Origin of the sequence: Curtobacterium flaccumfaciens (genome assembly GCF_018598405.1) — a bacterium.
GTDB lineage: Bacteria > Actinomycetota > Actinomycetes > Actinomycetales > Microbacteriaceae > Curtobacterium > Curtobacterium aurantiacum.
Map to the genome: position 1 here is coordinate 65,076 of NZ_JAHEWS010000012.1, position 19,603 is coordinate 84,678.

At 71.0% G+C, this 19,603-nt stretch carries 18 protein-coding genes and 2 tRNA genes; 7 read left to right on the plus strand and 13 right to left on the minus strand.

What is annotated here, in order from left to right; all coding sequences use genetic code 11:
• Positions 1–39 precede the first annotated feature (39 nt).
• Positions 40–528 (minus strand): peroxiredoxin, encoded by a 489-nt coding sequence (locus KK097_RS09580; RefSeq protein ID WP_110862105.1) that lies wholly within the window; start codon positions 526–528, stop codon positions 40–42.
• Positions 529–770: 242 nt separating this feature from the next.
• On the opposite strand from KK097_RS09580, the gene aceE reads away from it, so the two are divergent.
• The 6 genes from aceE (at position 771) to KK097_RS09610 (ending at position 8,571) form a co-directional block, all read left to right on the plus strand.
• On the plus strand, positions 771–3,515 hold the full coding sequence (gene aceE / locus KK097_RS09585; RefSeq protein WP_214529844.1) for a pyruvate dehydrogenase (acetyl-transferring), homodimeric type: 2,745 nt from the start codon (positions 771–773) through the stop codon (positions 3,513–3,515).
• Between the two features lie 7 nt (positions 3,516–3,522).
• Positions 3,523–4,749 carry a PucR family transcriptional regulator gene (locus KK097_RS09590; protein WP_214529843.1) on the plus strand — a complete coding sequence of 409 codons (1,227 nt, stop codon included), beginning with the start codon at positions 3,523–3,525 and terminating at the stop codon, positions 4,747–4,749.
• Positions 4,750–4,877: 128 nt separating this feature from the next.
• The gene (locus KK097_RS09595) at positions 4,878–5,819 is read left to right on the plus strand and encodes an ACP S-malonyltransferase (RefSeq protein ID WP_214544522.1); all 942 of its coding nucleotides are present in this window, start codon (positions 4,878–4,880) and stop codon (positions 5,817–5,819) included.
• Positions 5,816–6,868, plus strand: a complete 1,053-nt coding sequence (locus KK097_RS09600) for a beta-ketoacyl-ACP synthase III (RefSeq protein WP_250893048.1) — start codon at positions 5,816–5,818, stop codon at positions 6,866–6,868. Before KK097_RS09595 ends, KK097_RS09600 begins: the two co-directional genes overlap by 4 nt.
• A gap of 122 nt (positions 6,869–6,990) precedes the next feature.
• Positions 6,991–7,239 carry an acyl carrier protein gene (locus tag KK097_RS09605; RefSeq protein WP_017886710.1) on the plus strand — a complete coding sequence of 83 codons (249 nt, stop codon included), beginning with the start codon at positions 6,991–6,993 and terminating at the stop codon, positions 7,237–7,239.
• An 87-nt stretch (positions 7,240–7,326) separates the two neighbouring features.
• Positions 7,327–8,571 carry a beta-ketoacyl-[acyl-carrier-protein] synthase family protein gene (locus tag KK097_RS09610; protein ID WP_027465338.1) on the plus strand — a complete coding sequence of 415 codons (1,245 nt, stop codon included), beginning with the start codon at positions 7,327–7,329 and terminating at the stop codon, positions 8,569–8,571.
• A gap of 221 nt (positions 8,572–8,792) precedes the next feature.
• On the opposite strand, the gene KK097_RS09615 is transcribed toward KK097_RS09610, so the two are convergent.
• The 6 genes from KK097_RS09615 to KK097_RS09640 form a co-directional block, all read right to left on the minus strand.
• Positions 8,793–9,293 (minus strand): DUF3145 domain-containing protein, encoded by a 501-nt coding sequence (locus KK097_RS09615; protein ID WP_027465337.1) that lies wholly within the window; start codon positions 9,291–9,293, stop codon positions 8,793–8,795.
• 169 nt (positions 9,294–9,462) lie between these two features.
• Complete coding sequence (locus KK097_RS18665; protein WP_214544524.1) at positions 9,463–10,308, minus strand: DUF1684 domain-containing protein; 846 nt, start codon at positions 10,306–10,308, stop codon at positions 9,463–9,465.
• Entirely contained in the window at positions 10,305–11,429 is a 1,125-nt protein-coding gene (locus tag KK097_RS09625) for an AI-2E family transporter (protein ID WP_214529840.1), read from the minus strand. The genes KK097_RS18665 and KK097_RS09625 overlap by 4 nt, the downstream gene beginning before the upstream one ends.
• Positions 11,430–11,436: 7 nt before the next feature.
• Positions 11,437–11,511, minus strand: a tRNA-Ile gene (locus tag KK097_RS09630).
• A 13-nt stretch (positions 11,512–11,524) separates the two neighbouring features.
• Positions 11,525–12,736, minus strand: coding sequence for a glycosyltransferase (locus KK097_RS09635; RefSeq protein ID WP_214544526.1), 1,212 nt, complete (start codon positions 12,734–12,736; stop codon positions 11,525–11,527).
• Between the two features lie 113 nt (positions 12,737–12,849).
• Entirely contained in the window at positions 12,850–13,764 is a 915-nt protein-coding gene (locus KK097_RS09640) for a DMT family protein (RefSeq protein ID WP_214544528.1), read from the minus strand.
• Between the two features lie 39 nt (positions 13,765–13,803).
• Between KK097_RS09640 and def the strand changes: the two genes are divergently transcribed.
• Positions 13,804–14,379: a peptide deformylase gene (gene def / locus KK097_RS09645; RefSeq protein ID WP_214529837.1), complete on the plus strand. Its 576-nt coding sequence runs from the start codon at positions 13,804–13,806 to the stop codon at positions 14,377–14,379.
• Positions 14,380–14,437: 58 nt separating this feature from the next.
• Here def and KK097_RS09650 read toward each other — a convergent pair whose 3' ends face one another.
• From KK097_RS09650 to KK097_RS09675, 6 genes are all read right to left on the minus strand, one after another.
• Entirely contained in the window at positions 14,438–14,926 is a 489-nt protein-coding gene (locus tag KK097_RS09650; RefSeq protein WP_214544529.1) for a hypothetical protein, read from the minus strand.
• A 74-nt stretch (positions 14,927–15,000) separates the two neighbouring features.
• Positions 15,001–15,708 carry a pentapeptide repeat-containing protein gene (locus KK097_RS09655; protein ID WP_307858361.1) on the minus strand — a complete coding sequence of 236 codons (708 nt, stop codon included), beginning with the start codon at positions 15,706–15,708 and terminating at the stop codon, positions 15,001–15,003.
• On the minus strand, positions 15,705–17,237 hold the full coding sequence (locus KK097_RS09660; protein WP_214544531.1) for a hypothetical protein: 1,533 nt from the start codon (positions 17,235–17,237) through the stop codon (positions 15,705–15,707). The genes KK097_RS09655 and KK097_RS09660 overlap by 4 nt, the downstream gene beginning before the upstream one ends.
• A gap of 130 nt (positions 17,238–17,367) precedes the next feature.
• Positions 17,368–17,440 (minus strand) — tRNA-Asn (locus KK097_RS09665).
• A gap of 114 nt (positions 17,441–17,554) precedes the next feature.
• Positions 17,555–18,565 (minus strand): D-isomer specific 2-hydroxyacid dehydrogenase family protein, encoded by a 1,011-nt coding sequence (locus KK097_RS09670; RefSeq protein ID WP_214544532.1) that lies wholly within the window; start codon positions 18,563–18,565, stop codon positions 17,555–17,557.
• On the minus strand, positions 18,562–19,491 hold the full coding sequence (locus KK097_RS09675) for an ATP-binding cassette domain-containing protein (protein ID WP_214529833.1): 930 nt from the start codon (positions 19,489–19,491) through the stop codon (positions 18,562–18,564). Before KK097_RS09675 ends, KK097_RS09670 begins: the two co-directional genes overlap by 4 nt.
• Positions 19,492–19,603: the final 112 nt, after the last annotated feature.

Here is a 19,603-nt window from a genome sequence, read left to right on the forward strand (position 1 = left end):
CGTCGACGCGGATGCGTCCGTCAGGAGGGATTCGGAACGCTAACCGACGGGGACGGGTGCCGAGCAGGCGGCGAGCCGGTCGAGGGCCGCCTTGTACTCGGCGACGTCGCGCTGCAGGCCGGGCTCGGTGATGATCGACGCCTTGATGCGGCCCTGCACGTCGATGACGAAGGTCGCGCGGGTGGCGAAGCCCTTCTTCTCGAGGAACACGCCGTACTCCTTCGAGACCGCGCCGTGCGGCCAGAAGTCGGCGAGCAGCTCGAAGTCGTAGCCGTTCGTCTCGGCGAACGACCGGAGCGTCGCCTTCGAGTCGACCGAGATGCCGAGGAGCTCGATGCGCTGGTCCTGGAACATCGTGATGTTGTCCTGCAGGGTGCAGAGCTCGTTCGTGCACCCGGACGAGAACGCCAGCGGGAAGAAGACGAGTGCGACCGGGCGGTTGCCGCGGAAGTCGCTGAGTCGGACGTGCTCACCGAACTGGTTCGGGAGCTCGAAGTCCGGCGCGAGTGAGCCGATCTCCAGTGCCATCGCTACGTGTGCTTCTTCCTCGGGCGTGGGGTGTGCCCGTCGGGTCCGTGCACTCGCAGATCGCGTGCGCACGATCGGCCATGCTACGCCGACGACACGTGAATGCAAGCACCCGTCCACCTGCACGTCACCATCAGCATCAGCGTCGGTCCTGGGGCCTAGAGTGGACGGGGCCCCAGCCGGTCGTGACCCGACCACCGGAGCCACCATGTCCACCACCACGAGAACGAACGAGGTCAAGGGTGACGGTGAACGACCAGGACCCGTACAGCACCGGGGCGAACGACCAGGATCCGCAGGAGACCGCCGAATGGCGTGAGTCCCTCGACGGGCTGGTCCAGACCCACGGACACCAGCGCGGTCGCGAGATCATGCTGAGCCTGCTCAAGCGGTCCAAGGAACTGCACCTCGGTGTGCCGATGGTCCCGACGACGGACTACGTGAACACCATCGCGCCGGAGAACGAGCCGGAGTTCCCCGGCGACGAAGAGCTGGAGCGCCGGTACCGCCGTTGGATCCGCTGGAACGCGGCCATCACGGTGCACCGCGCGCAGCGTCCGGGCATCGCGGTGGGCGGGCACATCTCGACCTACGCGTCGAGCGCCGCGATGTACGAGGTCGGCTACAACCACTTCTTCCGCGCGCAGGACCACCCGTCCGGCGGCGACCAGGTCTTCTTCCAGGGCCACGCCTCCCCCGGCATGTACGCCCGCGCGTACATGGAAGGGCGTCTCTCCGAGGACCAGCTCGACGGCTTCCGGCAGGAGAAGTCGCACGCTGGCGGCGGTCTCTCGTCGTACCCGCACCCGCGCCTCATGCCGCACTTCTGGCAGTTCCCGACGGTGTCGATGGGCATCGGCCCGATCAACGCGATCTACCAGGCGCAGCAGGCCAAGTACCTGTCGAACCGCGGCATCAAGGACGCCATGGACCAGCAGGTCTGGGCGTTCCTGGGCGACGGCGAGATGGACGAGGTCGAGTCCCGCGGACAGCTCCAGGTCGCTGCGAACGACGGTCTCGACAACCTGAACTTCGTCATCAACTGCAACCTGCAGCGACTCGACGGTCCGGTCCGTGGCAACGGCAAGATCATCCAGGAGCTCGAGGCGTTCTTCCGCGGTGCGGGCTGGAACGTCATCAAGGTCGTCTGGGGCCGCGAGTGGGACGACCTGCTCGCCCGCGACACCGAGGGCGCGCTCCTCAACCTGATGAACCAGACGCCGGACGGCGACTACCAGACGTACAAGGCCGAGAACGGCGCGTACGTCCGCGAGAACTTCTTCGGGCGCGACCCGAAGGCGCTCGAACTGGTCAAGGACTACACCGACGACCAGATCTGGAACCTCAAGCGCGGTGGCCACGACTACCGCAAGGTCTACGCCGCGTTCAAGGCCGCGACCGAGCACAAGGGCCAGCCGACGGTCATCCTGGCGAAGACGGTCAAGGGCTACGGCCTCGGCCCGAGCTTCGAGGGGCGCAACGCGACCCACCAGATGAAGAAGCTCACGCTCGACAACCTCAAGCAGTTCCGCGACGAGATGCGCATCCCGATCTCCGACGCGCAGCTGGAAGAGAACCCCTACACGCCGCCGTACTACCACCCGGGCAACGACGACGAGGCGATCCAGTACATGCACGAGCGTCGTCGGACGCTCGGCGGGTACGTGCCGGAGCGTCGCACGAAGTACACGCAGCTCACGCTGCCGGACGACTCGAAGTACCAGGTCGTGAAGAAGGGCTCCGGCAAGCAGGAGGTCGCAACGACCATGGCGTTCGCCCGCCTGCTGAAGGACCTGCTGCGCTCCCCCGACTTCGGCAACCGCGTGGTCCCGATCATCCCGGACGAAGCCCGCACGTTCGGCATGGACGCGTACTTCCCGTCGGCGAAGATCTACAACCCGAACGGCCAGCACTACACGTCGGTCGACCGTGAGCTCCTCCTGGCCTACAAGGAGAGCCCGCAGGGCCAGATCATCCACGTCGGCATCAACGAGGCTGGCGCCCTCGCGGCGTTCACCGCGGTGGGCACGTCGTACTCGACGCAGGGCGAGCCGCTCATCCCGGTCTACGTCTTCTACTCGATGTTCGGGTTCCAGCGCACCGGCGACGCCATCTGGGCCGCCGGCGACCAGATGACCCGTGGCTTCATGATCGGCGCGACCGCCGGCCGCACCACGCTGACGGGCGAGGGCCTGCAGCACGCGGACGGCCACTCGCCGCTCCTCGCCACGACGAACCCCGCCGTCGTCTCGTACGACCCGGCGTACGGTTACGAGATCGGTCACATCGTCAAGGCCGGCCTCGACCGCATGTACGGCACGAACGAGGACGGCTCGCCCAAGCACGCCGACCCGAACGTCATGTACTACCTGACGGTCTACAACGAGCCGCTGGTGCAGCCGGCCGAGCCCGAGGGCGTCGACGTCGAGGGCATCCTCAAGGGGATGTACCTGCTCAAGCCGAGCGAGCACGACGGCCCGAAGGCCCAGCTGCTCGCGTCCGGTGTCGCCGTGCCGTGGATCCTCGAGGCGCAGCAGCTCCTCGCCGAGGACTGGGGCGTGTCGGCCGACGTCTGGAGCGTCACGAGCTGGGGTGAGCTGTACCGCGACGGTGTGGCCGCCGAGCAGCAGGCGTTCCTCAACCCGAACGAGCCGGCCCGCACGCCGTTCGTCACCGAGCGTCTGCTCGGCACCGAGGGCCCGGTCGTCGCCGTGAGCGACTTCATGCACCTGGTGCAGGAGCAGATCCGTCCGTTCGTGCCGACCGACTACGCCACGCTCGGCGCCGACGGCTTCGGCTTCTCGGACACCCGTCCGGCCGCTCGCCGCTTCTTCCACATCGACGGCCCCTCGGTCGTCGTGCGGACGCTGCAGCAGCTCGCCCGCCAGGGCAAGGTCGACGGCGCGCTCGTCCAGCAGGCGATCGACAAGTACCGTCTGCACGACGTCACCGCCGGCACCACCGGCAGCGCGGGCGGCGAGAGCTGATCAACCCGTGACGACGGTCCGCCCGGACCACGAGAGCCAGGAGAGCGCGCGTGAGCGTGCGCTCTCCTGGCTCCGTCAGGTGTCCGGAGAACTCTCCACCGCGACGATCAAGCGCCTCGAGGACACGCTCCCCTGGTACAGCGAGATGCCGCCGGGGCGTCGCTCCGCCGTGGGCCTCGTCGCCCAGGCCGGCATCACCTCGTTCATCAGCTGGCTCGAGGGCACCGCGTCGACGCCGTGGATCGCCGCGGCCGACGTCTTCGGCTCCGCGCCGCGTGAGCTCCTGCGCTCCGTGAGCCTGCAGCAGACCCTGCAGCTCATCCGCGTGGTGGTCACCGTGGTCGAGGAACGCGCCGCCGACGACGAGATGCTGCAGGAGGCGATCCTCAAGTACTCCCGCGACATCGCGTTCGCCGCCGCCGACGTCTACGCCCGCGCGGCCGAGGCCCGCGGCCTGTGGGACGCCCGGCTCGAAGCACTCGTGGTCGACTCGATCCTCTCCGGCGAGTACGACGACGAGCTGCCGTCCCGCATCGCCGCCCTCGGGTGGCACGGGCACGGCGAGGTCGCGGTGCTCGTCGGCACCGCGCCGAAGCAGCTCGAGGTCGACCAGGTCCGTCGCACCGCACGACACCTGGACGCCGACGTCCTCGTCGGGGTCCAGGGATCACGGCTCGTCGTCGTCATCGGTCGTGCCACCCCGCGCGACGACGTGCCCGAGGGCGAGGAACCCGTCTCCTTCACCACCATCGCGCAGGCCCTCGAACCGCTGTTCGGCGAGGGCTACCTGGTGCTCGGCAACGAGGTCCCCGGGGTCGTCGACGCCTCGACCAGCGCGAAGGCCGCCCTCGCCGGGTTCGCCGTCGCACGGGCCTGGCGCGGGGTGCCCCGACCGGCCCTCGCCGACGACCTGCTGCCCGAGCGTGCCCTGGCCGGCGACCCCCTCGCCCGGTCGGCCCTGGTCCAGCGCATCTACGTCCCGCTCAAGGACCAGTCCACCGAACTCCTGCAGACGCTCTGGTGCTACCTCGACACAGGCCGCTCGCTCGAGGCCACGGCGCGGGAGCTCTTCGTGCACCCGAACACCGTGCGCTACCGGCTGCGCCGCGTCGCCGACATCATCGGGTGGGACGCCACGCACGCCCGTGACGCCCTGATCGTGCAGTCGGCGCTCATCCTCGGTGCGATGTCCGAGTCCGCGACCGGACGCCGACGCATCACGCCCCGGCGCTAGAACACCCGACGGCCGAACGCGCCGAACGCGCCGAACGCGCCGAACGGTAGAGAACCGACAATGTCCCGCGCGGATTCGTGTGGGAAGTCCACACGGGCCCCGCGGGACGAGAACGCGAGGATTGTCCGGTGATCGTCGTCGTCGCGCCCGGACAGGGCTCCCAGACCCCCGGCTTCCTCGCCCCCTGGCTCGAGGACGCCACCGTCCGTGAACGCGTCGGGCAGTGGTCCGAGTCGATCGGGGTCGACCTCGCCGAGCACGGCACGAACTCCGACGCGGACACCATCAAGGACACCGCGCTCGCGCAGCCCCTCATCGTCGCCGCCGGACTGGTCACCGCCGACGCCCTGCTCGCCGAGGGCCGCCCTGCCCTGGTGGGCGGGGTCGCCGGACACTCGGTCGGCGAGTTCACCGCCGCCGCGGTCGCCGGGGTCCTGGAGCCGACCGACGCCGTCGCCCTGGTGGCCGAGCGCGGCCGAGCCATGGCCGACGCCGCCGCGCTCGAGCCGACCTCGATGGCCGCCGTCCTCGGTGGCGATGCCGACGCCGTGGCTGCAGCCCTCGCCGGGCACGGCCTGGTGCCCGCGAACCACAACGGTGGCGGCCAGACCGTCGTCGCCGGTGCGGCCGACGCGATCGCGGCCCTCGCCGCCGACCCGCCCGCCAAGGCCCGCGTGATCCCGCTCGCCGTGGCCGGCGCGTTCCACACCCGGTACATGGCCCCCGCCGTCGAGCGGGTCGCCCCCTTGGCGGCCGCCGCCACGGTGCAGGACCCGACCCTGCCGATCTGGACGAACGCCGACGGCTCCCGGGTCGACGACGGCCGTCGCTTCGTCGACCTGATGGTCCAGCAGATCGCGAGCCCCGTGCACTGGGACGCGGTCATGGAGTCCTTCTCCGCCGCCGGTGTGACCGGCATCATCGAGCTCGCACCCGCCGGTGCCCTCGTCGGCCTGGCGAAGCGCGGTCTCCGCGGCACGCCGACCGTCGCCATCAAGACCCCCGACGACCTGCCTGCAGCGATCGACCTGCTGCAGCGCGCGGGCCAGGAAGCAGACGCAACCGCATGACCGACCCGACCACCCCGACGGACGCCCCCACGGGCCTCCCGACCGGATCCGCGCGTCCGCTGCTCCAGCAGCGCCGCGGCCACGAGTTCACCCGCATCCTGGCGTTCGGCGCCGCCCGCGGCGAGAACGTCGTGCCGAACGACGACCTCGTCGGCCCGATCGACTCATCCGACGAGTGGATCCGCCAGCGCACCGGCATCATCACCCGCAAGCGCGCGGGCAAGGACGTCGAGGCGGTGGACCTCGCCGAGGCCGCCGCGCGCGAGGCCATCGAGAAGGCCGGCATCGACCCGTCCCAGATCGGCGTCGTGCTCGTGAGCACCGTCACCCACACGGTGGCCACCCCGTCGATGGCGTCGCTGCTCGCCGAGCGGATCGGTGCCACCCCGGCCGCCGCCTACGACATCAGCGCCGCCTGCGCCGGGTACGCCTACGGCATCGCCCAGGCCGACTCGTTCATCAAGTCCGGGCTCGCCGACCACGTCCTGGTCGTCGGGGCCGAGAAGCTCAGCGACGTCGTCGACCCGACCGACCGCTCCATCTCGTTCCTGCTCGGGGACGGTGCCGGCGCCGCCGTGGTCGGCCCGAGCGACTTCCCGGGCATCGCCCCCACGATCTGGGGTTCCGACGGCTCGAAGTGGGACGCCATCGGCATGACCGCGACCTACAACGAGTGGGAGGCCGGGGCACCCCGTCCGACCATGCGTCAGGCCGGTCAGACCGTGTTCCGCTGGGCCGTCTGGGAGATGGTCAAGGTCGCCCGCCAGGCGCTCGAGACCGCCGGGGTCCGCCCCGAGGACCTCGCCGCCTTCGTGCCGCACCAGGCGAACATCCGCATCATCGACGAGTTCGCCAAGCAGCTCGGCCTGCCCGAGACGGTCACGATCGCCCGCGACATCACCACCACCGGCAACACCTCCGCCGCGAGCATCCCGCTCGCAACGCACCGCCTGCTCGAGGAGCACCCGGACCTGTCGGGCGGCCTCGCCCTGCAGATCGGGTTCGGCGCCGGGCTCGTGTTCGGTGCCCAGGTGGTCGTCCTCCCCTGAACCCACTCCGGTCGCGCACCCGCGCGACCGGTCCCCATCCCGACGAGCCTCCGCGCACCCGGACCCCGCGTGCCCTAGGCTGGTCCACGGTCAAACGACACCCCCCTTCAAGGAGAACACTCATGGCCCTGTCCAACGAAGAAGTCCTCGCCGGCCTGGCCGAGCTGATCAACGACGAGACCGGTATCGCCACCGACACCGTCGCCGCCGACAAGTCCTTCACGGACGACCTCGACATCGACTCCATCTCGATGATGACCATCGTGGTCAACGCCGAGGAGAAGTTCGACGTGAAGATCCCGGACGAAGAGGTCAAGAACCTCAAGACCGTGGGCAACGCGGTCGACTACATCGTCAAGGCCCAGGCCTGACACGAGCTTCCTGAGCGCCGCGGCCCGCGGACCCCTGTGGGCCGTGGCGCTCATCTTGTTCACCCCAACGAAAGAACACGTCGTCCCATGACCAAGAAGACCGTCGTCGTCACCGGGATCGGTGCGATCTCACCCCTCGCCGCGACCGCCCCGGACACCTGGGACGCGCTGCTCGCCGGCAAGTCCGGCATCACCCGCATCGAGGACCCGCGCTACGCCGAGCTCGAGCTCCCCGTTGAGTTCGCTGGCCAGGCACGTCGGTTCCTCACCGACCAGCTCACCCGCCCGGAGTCCAAGCGCCTCGACCCGTCGTCGCAGCTGTCCCTCGTCGCCGCGCGTGAGGCCTGGGCCGACGCCGGCATCGACGACGAGTCGGTCGTCCCCGAGCGCCTCATCGTCGACTGGGCCACCGGCATCGGCGGCGTGAACACGCTGCTCGACGCCTGGGACACCCTGCGCGAGAAGGGTCCGCGTCGCGTCCTGCCGATGACGGTCCCGATGCTCATGGCGAACGGTCCGGCCGCCGCCATCGAGATGGAGTTCGGCGCCCGTGGCGGTGCCCGCACCTACCTCTCCGCCTGCGCGTCCTCGACCGAGTCGCTGGCCGAGGCGTACCGGCACATCGCCGACGGCGACGCCGACATCGTCATCACCGGTGGCGCCGAGGCTGCCCTGCATCCGCTCCCGCTGGCCGCGTTCGCCGCCATGCAGGCCCTGTCGCGTCGCAACGACTCCCCCGAGACCGCTTCACGTCCGTACGACGTGACCCGTGACGGCTTCGTGCTCGGTGACGGCGCCGCGGCGCTCATCCTCGAGTCGAAGGAGCACGCCGAGGCCCGCGGCGCGACGATCTACGCCGAGGTCGCCGGTTCCGGCATCACCTCGGACGCCTTCCACATCACCGCGCCGGACCCCGAGGGCAGCGCCGCCGCCCGTGCGGTCCTGCAGGCCCTCGAGCACGCCGACGCGAGCATCGAGGACGTCGTGCACGTCAACGCGCACGCCACGTCGACCCCCGTCGGTGACGTCGCCGAGTACCACGCGATGCGTCGGGTCTTCGGCGACCACCTCGACGACGTCGTGGTGTCCGCGACCAAGGCGTCGACCGGTCACCTGCTCGGTGGTGCGGGTGCGATCGAGGCGGTCTTCACCGTCCTCGCACTGCACAACCGCGTCGCCCCGCCGACGATCAACCTGCACGACCAGGACCCGGAGATCGTCATGGACGTGGCCCGCGAACCGCGTGCGCTGCCCGAGGGCGACCTGCTCGCGGTCAGCAACTCGTTCGGCTTCGGCGGCCACAACGCCGTGGTCGCGTTCCGCAGCGTCTGATCCGTCGCACCCTGCCTGGAGGCCCGTCCCGCGTCGTCGGGGCGGGCTTCCGTCGTCCGGTGGCCGGTCCACCGCCCGCCCACACACGCCGTCGTGTCGCTGTGACGCCCCTGGAACGACGAGACGCCGCCGTATTCGGCGGCGTCTCGAGTCTGTGGCGGTGTCAGGACAACACGCCGGCGTCTGGCGCACCCGAGACGCCGGTGTGTCGTGAGTCCGGGTCAGCCGACGCGGTGCAGCCAGACGACCGGGTTGCCCTCGGCGGCGTGGCGGAAGGGCTCGAGCTCGTCGTCCCAGGCCTGACCGAGGGCGAGTCGCAGCTCACGGTGCAGTTCGAGGGCGTTGCTGCCCGCGACCTCCATCGCGTAGCGCACGCGGTCCTCGGGGATGACCATGTTGCCCGTGACGTCGGTCTGCGCGTAGAACACACCGAGGTCCGGCGTGTGCATCCAGCGGCCACCGTCGGAGGCGCTCGTCGGCTCCTCGGTGACCTCGTAGCGCAGGTGCTCCCAGCCGCGAAGCGCCGAGGCGATCGCGGCACCGGCGCCCACCGCACCGGTCCACGTGTACTCGGTCCGGCGCGCGCCGTCCTGCGCGGGCTGGTCGAGCCACGAGAAGTTCACGGCACGGTTCATCGCACGACCTGCCGCCCATTCGACGTGCGGGCAGAGCGCGCGGGGTGAGGAGTGCACGTAGAGCACTCCTGTCGTCGTTCCGTTCACGGTTCCTCCGATACGTCAGGTGCGACTTCCCCATCGACCTGGTGCGGAGGACCCTGACCCGAGGGGCCACGGAACCATCGGTATGCGATTGTGATGTCCCGACGGGACACGCCCATTATGCAGCGCCGCGCCTGGGAACGGCAAGGACCCGCCCGGATCAGAGCACCGATCAGTGCAGGACGGCCCCGCTCGCGTCGACCGGGTGCCGCTCCCCCGCCGGGATCGGCACCGGGACACGGTTCTCGTCCGGTGGGATCGGGCACGCGTACTGGTACGAGAAGGCGCAGGGCGGCAGCACGAGCAGGTTCCAGTCGAGCTCGACGGCGGCCTCGGTGCCGGGGTCGTCGAGGAACAGGAACCGCCCCATCGCGTACGTGCTGCCCGGGTCGTCCTCGGGCAGGGCACCCGTGGCGTCCTGCACGATGAGCTGCAGTCGCGGAGCTCCGCGGAACGCGGCCGACCGGACGGCGACGAACCGCATCGTGGCGGTCCCGACGGTGGTCTCGACGTGCCCGGCGACCGGCAGGGCGTCGCCGGCGGCGTCGCGGACGCTGCCACGGGCCTCCAGGTCGTCGCCCACCAGCGGGACGTACCTGCCGGACGTGACCCCCTCGTCGGACCGCTCGAAGCGCGCGATGTGCGAGAAGCGGGCGATCGCCTCGGAAGCGGGGTCCCAGACGCGCAGGGTGTCACCGCTGACGGTGCCGGCGAAGCCGTCCGGGAACGCGACGCTGGACGGGACGACGGCGGTGTCGCCCGACACCAGGACCGTGCCGTCCACCGGGACGCCGTCGACCACGATGCCTTCGGATGCCTCGGCCGTGACGGTGAGTCCGCCGGGAGCCGGGGCCCACGTGCCGGGGACCGGCCAGACCGGCTGCGGGTGGTCGACGTGCTGCGCGTTCACCAGGGCGAGCGGGCCGCGAGCACCGCGTGCCCAGCGGTCGCGATCCTCAACGTGGGCGGCGAACGCGGCGAACGCGTCCCCCTCGGTGCGCGCGGCGCCACTGGTCACGCCTGCTCCTGGCGGGGGTAGATGACCTTCTGCACGATGATGATGACCGACGCGGCCACCGGCAGCGCGACGAGCGCGCCGAGCACACCGCCGATGGTGCCGCCGGCGACCGCGGCGATGACCACGAGCGCGCCGGGCACCTGCACCGCACGCGACATGATGCGCGGCGAGATCAGGTACGCCTCGACCTGCATGTACACGAGGTAGTAGATCGCGGCGGCGAGGGCGGTCGCCGGCGACGCGAAGAAGCAGAGCAACGAGATCACGATCGCCGCGGCGAGCGTGCCCACGAGCGGGATGAGCGACCCGAGGAACGCGAACGACGCCAGCAGCACCGGCAACGGCGCACCGATGATGATCAGGAACACGAAGCTCAGGATGCCGTTGATGAGCGCCTGCGACACCTGCCCGACCACGTACCGACCGACCGCCTGGGTGATCTGCTCGCTCACGTCGATGAAGTTCTGACGACGCGACGCCGGGACGAACCGGTACGTCGCACGCTTCATGCCCCGCATCGACGCGAGGAAGTACAGCATCAGGATGATGACGATGAGCGCCCCGGTGACGCCGGACAGGATGCCGCTGCCCACCGCCAGGATCCCGCCGCCGACGCTGAGCAGGTTGCCCGGCTTCTCGACGAAGGACTGCAGCGACTGCAGCGCGTGGTCGATGTCGAACGACCCGGCGAACTGCTTCGACAGGTCCTGCACCCACTGCTGCTGCGAGATGTCCTGCACGATCTCGGGGAAGTTCTGGATCAGGTTCGACGCCTGCTCCACCAGGATCGGCACCACGGCGAACACGATGCCGGCGAAGGCTCCGAGCACCGCGACCACGACGATCGTGATGGCGGACCAGCGCGGGATGATCCGTTCGAGGAACGACACCAGCGGATCGATGCCGAGCGCCAGGAACAGCGCCACCCCGATGTAGACCAGGACGGTGCTCAGCTCGTTGATGATCGACCCGGCGAGCAGCGCGACGAGCACACCGATGGCGCCCATGAACCCGATGCGGAAGGCGTTCACGCGCACGCCCGTGCCGCCACGGGTCACCTCGAAGGTGACGTTCGGTGTCGGTGCGTGGTCGTCCTGCGACGTGTCGCGCTTCCTTGGCATGTGCACGTAGGGCGGGCGGGACTCGAACCCGCGGATCGTTCGGTTATGAGCCGACTGCCTTGACCAGCTTGGCTACCGCCCCTCGCCGGGGACCCTCAGGCCACCGGCTCCCCACGATACAGCGACTCGAACGTCGACAGCGTGCGGTTGATGTCGTGCGCCTCGATCATGGCCAGACTGCGGTCCCGCATCGCCACGTACTCTGACTCCGGCGCGGTGAGCACCGTCGTGAGCTTCGCCGCCAGGTCGTCCACGTCGCCCGGGGCGAACAGGTACCCGTTGCCGTCGATGAGGTGCGGCAGGGCCATCGAGTCGGCCGCGACGACCGGCAGTCCCGACGCCATCCCCTCGAGCGAGGAGATGCTCTGCAGCTCGGCCGTCGACGGCATCGCGAACACCGTCGCGTTCGTCAGCGCCTCCTGCTTGCGCTCGTCGGAGACGAACCCCAGGAACCGCACGCGGTCCTCGAGGCCGAGCTCCTTCGCCAACGCGGTGAGTTTCGGGATCATCTCGCCGTCGCCGACGATGGTCAGGGTCGCGGACAGTTCGGCGGGCAGCAGCGCCACCGCCCGGACGAGCACGTCGAGGTTCTTCTCGGGGGCCACACGGCCCACGAACACGATGTCGTTGTTCGCCGGGCGGCCCTCGCGGGCGACGTACCGGGACGCATCGATGCCGCACGAGATCGCGAGGACCTGCTGGCCGGCGATGGCCTTCCGCAGGTAGTCGGCGGCCAGGTTGGTCGGCGTCGTGATGGTGTCCGCCAGCCGGTAGGTCTTGGCAGCGTCGCTCCACGCGATCTTCAGCGCGATGGGCAGCGTCCACTTGCCGAACGGCGTGTACTCGAGCAGGTTCTCCGGCATGAAGTGGTTCGTCGCGATGACCCGGATCCCGCGGTCGTTCGCCTCGTGCACCATGCCGCGGCCGATGACCACGTGCGACTGGATGTGCAGCACGTCGGGCTCGACCGCGTCGAGGATCGGGCCGGTCCACTTCCGGACGCTCCACGGCCACACGAAGCGCAGCCACGGGTGCAGCGGCCACTTGTACGACTTCAGGCGGTGCACGACCAGGGTGACGCCGTGGTGCTCCTCGTCGAACGTGCCGTACTGGCGGCTCGAGGCCGGGGCCACGACGTGCACCTCGTGCCCGCGCTCGGCCAGTCCGACGGCGAGCTGTTCGGCGAAGGTGGCGGCGCCGTTGACGTCGGGGGCGAAGGTGTCCGCTGCGATCAGCACGCGCAACGGTCGGTGACCGCCCGTCGCACCCGTCGGTCCGGCGGTGGCGGTGGTGGCGTCTCCTGACACGGCTGAGTTCGTCCTCTCGTGGGCGATGGCTGGTCGGCAGTGACGCTATCGCACCAGGATCGACGGCCGCGTCAGCCGCGCGGATGAGGGTGGCGACGGCTGGGCGTGCGGCATCAGGCCCGGGTCTGGGGATGGTGCTTGGCGAGCAGGAACACCCCGGTGATGGCGATGCCCGCGGCGACCACGAACCCGGCGACCGCGAACCACGGCGCCCCCGATGCCTCGGCGAGCACGATCACGCCGATGCCGACCGCGACGATCGGGTCGATCACCGTCAACCCTGCGATCACGAGGTCGGCCGAACCGCTCGAGTACGCGTTCTGCACGAAGTACCCGCCGAGCGACGCCGCAACGACGACCCCCACGATCGCGAGCACCGTCAGCCAGTCGAAGGTGCTGTGCACGAACCGGTTCAGCACGACCTTGGCCAGCGTCGCGACGAAGCCGTAGAGCACCCCGGCCCCGACGATGTAGTAGAGCGCGCTGCGGTGCTTCGCCATCAGGCGGAACGACACCAGCACCAGGACCAGCACCACGGCCAGGATCACCAGGACGGTGACGAGCTGCTGCCGGGTGATCGCGCTCTCGTTGCCCACGAACGCGGCGATCCCCACGAAGATGCCGACGCCGATGATGCAGGTCCACACCGCTCGCCGCGCACGGCGACCGAGCGGCACGCCCGACGACCGCGACGAGAACCACGTCGTGATGACGAGGGCCACCGCGCCGAGGGGCTGCACCACGATGAGGGGGGCGAACGCGATGCTGACGAGCTGCAGCACCACCGCGATGCCGAGCATCAGCGTGCCGAGCACCCAGTAGCCGCTCGAGACGAGCGCGACGACGTGCCGGACGCTCAGCCCCTTCGACTGCCGACCGAGACGCGCCTCGACCCGCTGCACCCCACGGCTCTGGAACTGCGCCCCGAGCGACAGGAAGACCGCGCCGATCAGGGCCACGGGGATCATCAGCGCCTGGAACGGCGTGAGGTTGCTCACGGCGTCGGGCAGCTGGAGGTCCGTCGTCACGCGTCGAGGCTACCGTTCCCCGCCGGATAACCTGGGTGAATGGCCGTTCTCCCGATCCGCATCACCGGCGAACCCGTCCTGCACGAGCGTGCAGCCGAGGTCACCGCGTTCGATGACGACCTCCGCACCCTCGTCGCCGACATGTTCGAGACCATGGACCTGGCGCCCGGCGTCGGCCTGGCCGGCCCGCAGGTGGGCGTCGGCAAGCGCCTGTTCGTGTACTCCTACACCGATGACGACGAGGTCCTGCACCGCGGCGCCGCCGTGAACCCCGTCCTGTGGATCACGCCCCCGGTCCCGGAGTCCGTCGAGGAGCTCGACGAGGACGAGGAGTCGGAGGGCTGCCTGTCGATCCCGGGCGAGCGCTTCCCGCTCCGCCGCTCCGAGGGCGCCCTGCTGCGCGCCGTCGACGAGCACGGCACGCCCTTCGAGGTCGAGGCGCACGGCTGGCTGGCGCGGATCTTCCAGCACGAGTACGACCACCTGGACGGTTGGCTCTACGCCGACCGCCTGGTGCACCCCTACGGCAAGCAGGTCGCCAAGGCGATCCGGAAGAGCAGCTGGGGCGGCCCCGGCCAGTCCTGGTTGCCGGGTCGCGACCACCCCGAGGGCTGACGCCCGTTCCGCCGCCGTCGGACCGTCGCTGGTCCGACGGTCGGCCTGGAGGCCCGGCTCAGCCCCGGTACGCCGTCAGCGCGTCCCGCAGTCGGTCGGTCTCCGGGTGCCCCGGGCAGTACCGCAGGAGCCCTGCGGCCACGTGCGCACCGCGGTCGTCGGCGACCGCCGACGTCCACGGGTCGGAGCCGCGCACGGCGCAGGCGCTCGCGAGCTCGACCAGGGTGGCGTCGCCACGGGCCGCATCGACCGCTGCCTGCTGCTGGCTCGACGGCACCGAGCCGGTGAGTCGCTTCGCCGCGCAGTCGGACCGACCGGCCTCCCACACCGCCGAGTAGGTCGTGTAGGTCTCGCGGTCCGCTCCGTCGCCGTCGCACACGAAGGCGAACACGACGGGCGACGCGCCCGAACCGAGTCCGGTGTCGGAGCTCGTCGGGTCCTCGGACGCATCGGTGTCCGGGCCGACGCTGCTGCAGCCGGAGAGCGCCGCCGTCACGGCGACGACCACGCCGAGCAGGGCGAGTCGAGGCGAACGGGAACGGTGCACCTGTGAACGCTAACAGCATCGGCGGGGCGGCAGCCGTACGACCGACGTCCGTCAGCGCGTCGGGGCGGTGACCGTCAGCGCGTCGGAGCGGTGACCGTCACGGTGGCCCGCTGGTCGAGCCGGCCCTGTCGCGCGTCGGTGCTCATGCGGCACCGGAGTTCCGTGACGCCGACCTTCGCGTGGAGTACCCGGTCGACGCAGCTCCGCGAGGTGACCCCGCGCGGGAGGTCCAAGTCGACGCGCACCGTGACCCGTTCGCCGTCGGGACTGCGCAGCCGGCGGTCGACGAGTTCCATCGGCGTTCCACGGACCGTCAGCCGCTCGATCTTCGCGCTGGTCAGGTCGACACCGTCGAGGCGCGCGTCGGTGATGTCGGCGCCGACGAGGTTCGCGCCGACGAGGCTCGTCCGCCGGAGGTCCGCCCCGGTGAGGTCGGCGGCGTACAGGTCGACCCCGTGCAGGTCGGCACCGCGCAGGTCCGCGCCCCGCAGGTCCGCGCCGAACAGGACGGCCTGCCGCAGGTCCGCGCCTCGCAGGTCCGCGCCGTGCAGGTCGGCCAGCCGGAGGTCCTCGGTGGCGAGGTCGACTCCGCCGAGGTCCTGTCCGGCGCACGTCGTGACGGACCCGGGCTGCGGGGCGATGCGCACCGTGCAGGACCCGACCTGGCGTTCACCGGCGCTCGTGCCACCGGTGCGGGCGAACGCCGCGACGCCGATGACCACGAAGAACAGGACCGTGAGCGCCACCACGATGACCGTGCGGATGCGCGGTGACGCGGTCACGAGCGGACCCCGGTCAGCCAGTGCGGCAGCACGTTCTGCGCCCATCCGGAGTACCACGCCGGCGAGGAGGCGTAGGGGAAGAAGGCGCTGATCGGGTTGTAGAGCGCGAACAGCGCGACGCCGACGACGACCACGACGGTCCACGCGACCGTCGCGGCGCGCCCCCGCAGCCGGCGGAGCCACGCGTGCACGCCGAGCAGGACCACCGCGACGATCATCGGCATCACCGGCAGCAGGTAGCGACCGGAGAACGCGAACTCCTGCCGCAGGTTCACGGTCGTCGCCGCGTTGAAGCACAGGACCGCGAGCGTGTAGGCCACCGGGACGACCGCGAGCCACCACGTCGAGGCCGAGCGCAGCACACGACGCAGCTGGGTGGCGGCGACGACGGTGGCCGCGAGCACGGCGGTCGCGCCGAAGACCACGACGGCCAGGTTCGGTCGCCAGGGCAGCGTCGGGCCCCAGAAGAAGAAGAGCGACCGGAAGTAGGTGGTGGCCCACGCCCACAGGAACGCGAGCGGGTGGAACGGTTCGAGGGTCCCGGCAGCGGCGGCCAGGTCGTGCGTCCGCGTCGCGTTGTAGTTGCGGCGGAAGATGTCGAAGTTCATGCACGCCGCACGGCTGTGGATCGCGGAGCAGTCGGGGTTCAGTGCCCGGTACACGAGCAGGTTCACGCCGAACCGCTCGAGCACCAGGGCGAGCAGCGCCGCGCCGACCACGACGAGCACGAGCGACCGCCCCGGCCGCTCGCGGAAGCCGGCGACCGCCCGGCGGACGGGGTGCCGCAGCCAGGTGAAACCGTCGACGCGGTACCGGAACAGGATCGCGAAGAACGCGCCGGCGAGGATGAGCGGCGCCTGCGAGTACTTGAGCATCAGGGCGAGCATCGCGGTGACGACCAACCACGCGAGCGTGCGGAGGCCGCCACCCCGCACGACCTTCACGGCCACCGCGGCGAACAGGAAGAAGGCCGCCATCGAGGGTGCGTCGTAGCTGATCGTCGCGGCCTGCCAGACGTACCGACCGGTGAAGGCGGTCGCGACGATCGCGAGCAGACCGATCGCGGCGGGGACCCCGGCGTTCCGGAACATCACGCGGAGGGCGTACAGACCGGCGCCCGCAGCGAGGACGTCGATGCCGCGCAGCACCATCACGGTGCGCTCCTGGTCGAGGCCGATCGCGAGCGCCGCCTTCGCCGGGAACGACATCCCGTAGTAGTAGAGGTACGCGGGGAACCGCGTGACCTCACCGAGCCGCAGCGTGGAGGCCGCGACGTCGTGCAGGAACGGCCCGGCGGTCCAGGGCCGCTCCGCGTAGAGCAGGATGTTGCCGATGTGCCGGACCTCATCCGGGGCGGCCGACGCCGGCACGTGGATGGTGACGGCGAACAGGAACCCCATGAGGACGAAGGCGACGAGCACGACGACGAACGCCGCTCGTGACGCCAGGACGCGGCCCGTCCGACGAAGGACCCGTTCGCCCCACCCGCCGACCGTCGGCCCGCTGACGGACTCGGTGGTCAACGACATCGAACAGTGGCCTTCCGTGGATCTGGGTGCGCTGGCTCAGGCTAGCAGCGCCGCCCCTCGGGGACGGGGAGGCCAGCGGGCCGCCCGCAACGCAAAAGGTCCCCACCCCCGGAGGGATGAGGACCTGTCGCTCCCCGAGTTGGACTCGAACCAACAACCTGCCGGTTAACAGCCGGCTGCTCTGCCAATTGAGCTATCGAGGATCACTGTTCACTGGCGAATGACGTGCGAACAACGGGTAACAGCATAGCAGCACCCTGGCGCCCTCCACCGCATCGGACACGCCGCCCGGGCGCGCCGCGCGACGAGGCCCCGCGTCAGTAGCCGGCGACCGGGTCGACGACCCCGACGAAGCCCTCGCCGTCGCCGCCGAGGAACGCCGCGGTGTTGAGCCGGACACGCTCCGCGAGCAGGGGCGCGACCATCTCCGGGGTGTCGGCCTGGTGCGGGGTGATGACCGCTCCGGGCTCGGACCACAGCGGGTGACCGTCGGGCAGCGGCTCGGGGTCGGTGACGTCGAGGCCCGCCGCCGCGATCTCCCCCGCGCGCAGGGCGGCGACCAGGGCGTCGGTGTCGACGAGTCCGCCGCGGGCGATGTTCACGAGCCGGGCCGACGGCTTCATGATCCGGAACTGCCGCTCGCCGAACAGCTTCGCGGTGCCCGAGGTCATGGCCGCCGCGATCATCACGACGTCGGCATCCGGCAGGACCTGGTCGAGGTCGTCGGTGGTGACGGTCCGCGCGGCGCCGGGCACGGGGTCGGCCGAACGGCGCACCACGGTCACGTCGACGTCGAACGGGGCGAGCAGCCGGAGGTACTCGAGCGCGATGCCGCCGGCACCGATCACGACGACGTTCCGCCCGTACAGCGAGACGCCCTCGGGCTCGGTCGCCCACGACGACGCACGGGCGCGCTTCTGCAGGACCCGCAGCGTGCCGAGCGTCAGCGCCAGGGCGTGTTCGGCGACGGGTTCCGCGTAGGCGCCCTTGGCCGAGGTGAAGAGCACGCGGTCCCCGTGCTCCTGGATCAGGTGGGCGAAGGCGTCGACGCCGGCGAACGGCAGCTGCACCCAGCCCACCCCCGGGGCCGCGGACAGCGCGTCGGCGAGGCCGGACGGGTCGGAGGCGTCGAGCCAGACGATCCCGCGGGTGTCGGTGTCGAGCGGCGCGACGGTGCCACCGGCCTCGGTCACGGCGCCCGCGTGCAGGTCGGCCGGCTCCGGCAGCACGGCGACGGGGCCGGCCTGCGGGGCGTCGATCGGCAGCGGCGCACCCGACGTCGGGACGACGGCGCGGTGACCGCGCTGGACTCGGTCCGTGGTGCTCACGGGTTCTCCTGACGGTCGGTCCGGGGGCCGGTGCCGGCGGCGAGCGGGCGTCGGGGCGCCGACGAACGGCGCGCAGTGGTCGGTGCCGGGCGACGCTTCACGCCCCGGGCAGCGGTCGACGCGAGCGTCTTCACGTAGGGGTCGACGGGGTTGTCGAGGACCTCGTCGAAGGTGCCGAGCCCGACGAGCCGCGCGTCGGCCATCACGGCGACACGGTCGGCGAGGGCGCGGGCCTCGCGCAGGTCGCTCGACACGACGACGGCGGAGAACTGCCGCCCGCGCTGCAGGGTCGCGAGGGCCTCGAGCACGGACTGCCGCACGAGAACGTCGACACCACGGGCCGGTTCGTCGGCCACGAGCAGCTGGGGTTCGAGGACGAGTGCCTTCGCCAGGGCGACCCGCTGACGCTGACCGCTCGAGAGCTCCCACGTGTTCAGACGCATCGTCCCGAGCGGCAGGTGCACGGCGTCGAGCAGCCGCGCGACGATGAGCCCGGCCTCGCGCCGGTCGAACCGGCGGTCGCGCGCGTAGATCGGTTCGGCGACGGCTTCGCCCACGGTCAGGTCCGGGCTGAGCCGGTCCGCGCCGTCCTGCGGCAGGTAGCCGATCCGGCCGCTCAGCCGTTCGAGCTTGCGGGACGAGGGACGGAGGCCCCGGGTCTTCTGCCCGAGCACGGTGAGCTCGCCGCCGACGATGTGGCGACGCAGCGCGCCCTCGCCCTCGCCGTGGGATCCGAGCTGGCCGGCGATGGCCGCGGCGAACGTCGACTTGCCCGAGCCCGACTCACCGAGCAGCGCGAGGATCTCCCCCTGACGGACGGTGAGGCTCACGCCGTCGACGGCCCGGATCGACTCGCCCCCGCGTCCGCCCCGGTACTCGATCGACACGTCGTCCGCGACGACCGCCGGTCCGTTGACCGCGATCATGGGTCCCCTTCCACGCCGCCCCCTGGCGGCGGTTCGCGACGGGCCGCCCTGGCAGGCCCGTCGTGCGTACAGCAGTGGAGGCGACCGCCCTGGAGGCCCGGCGTGCGTCGTC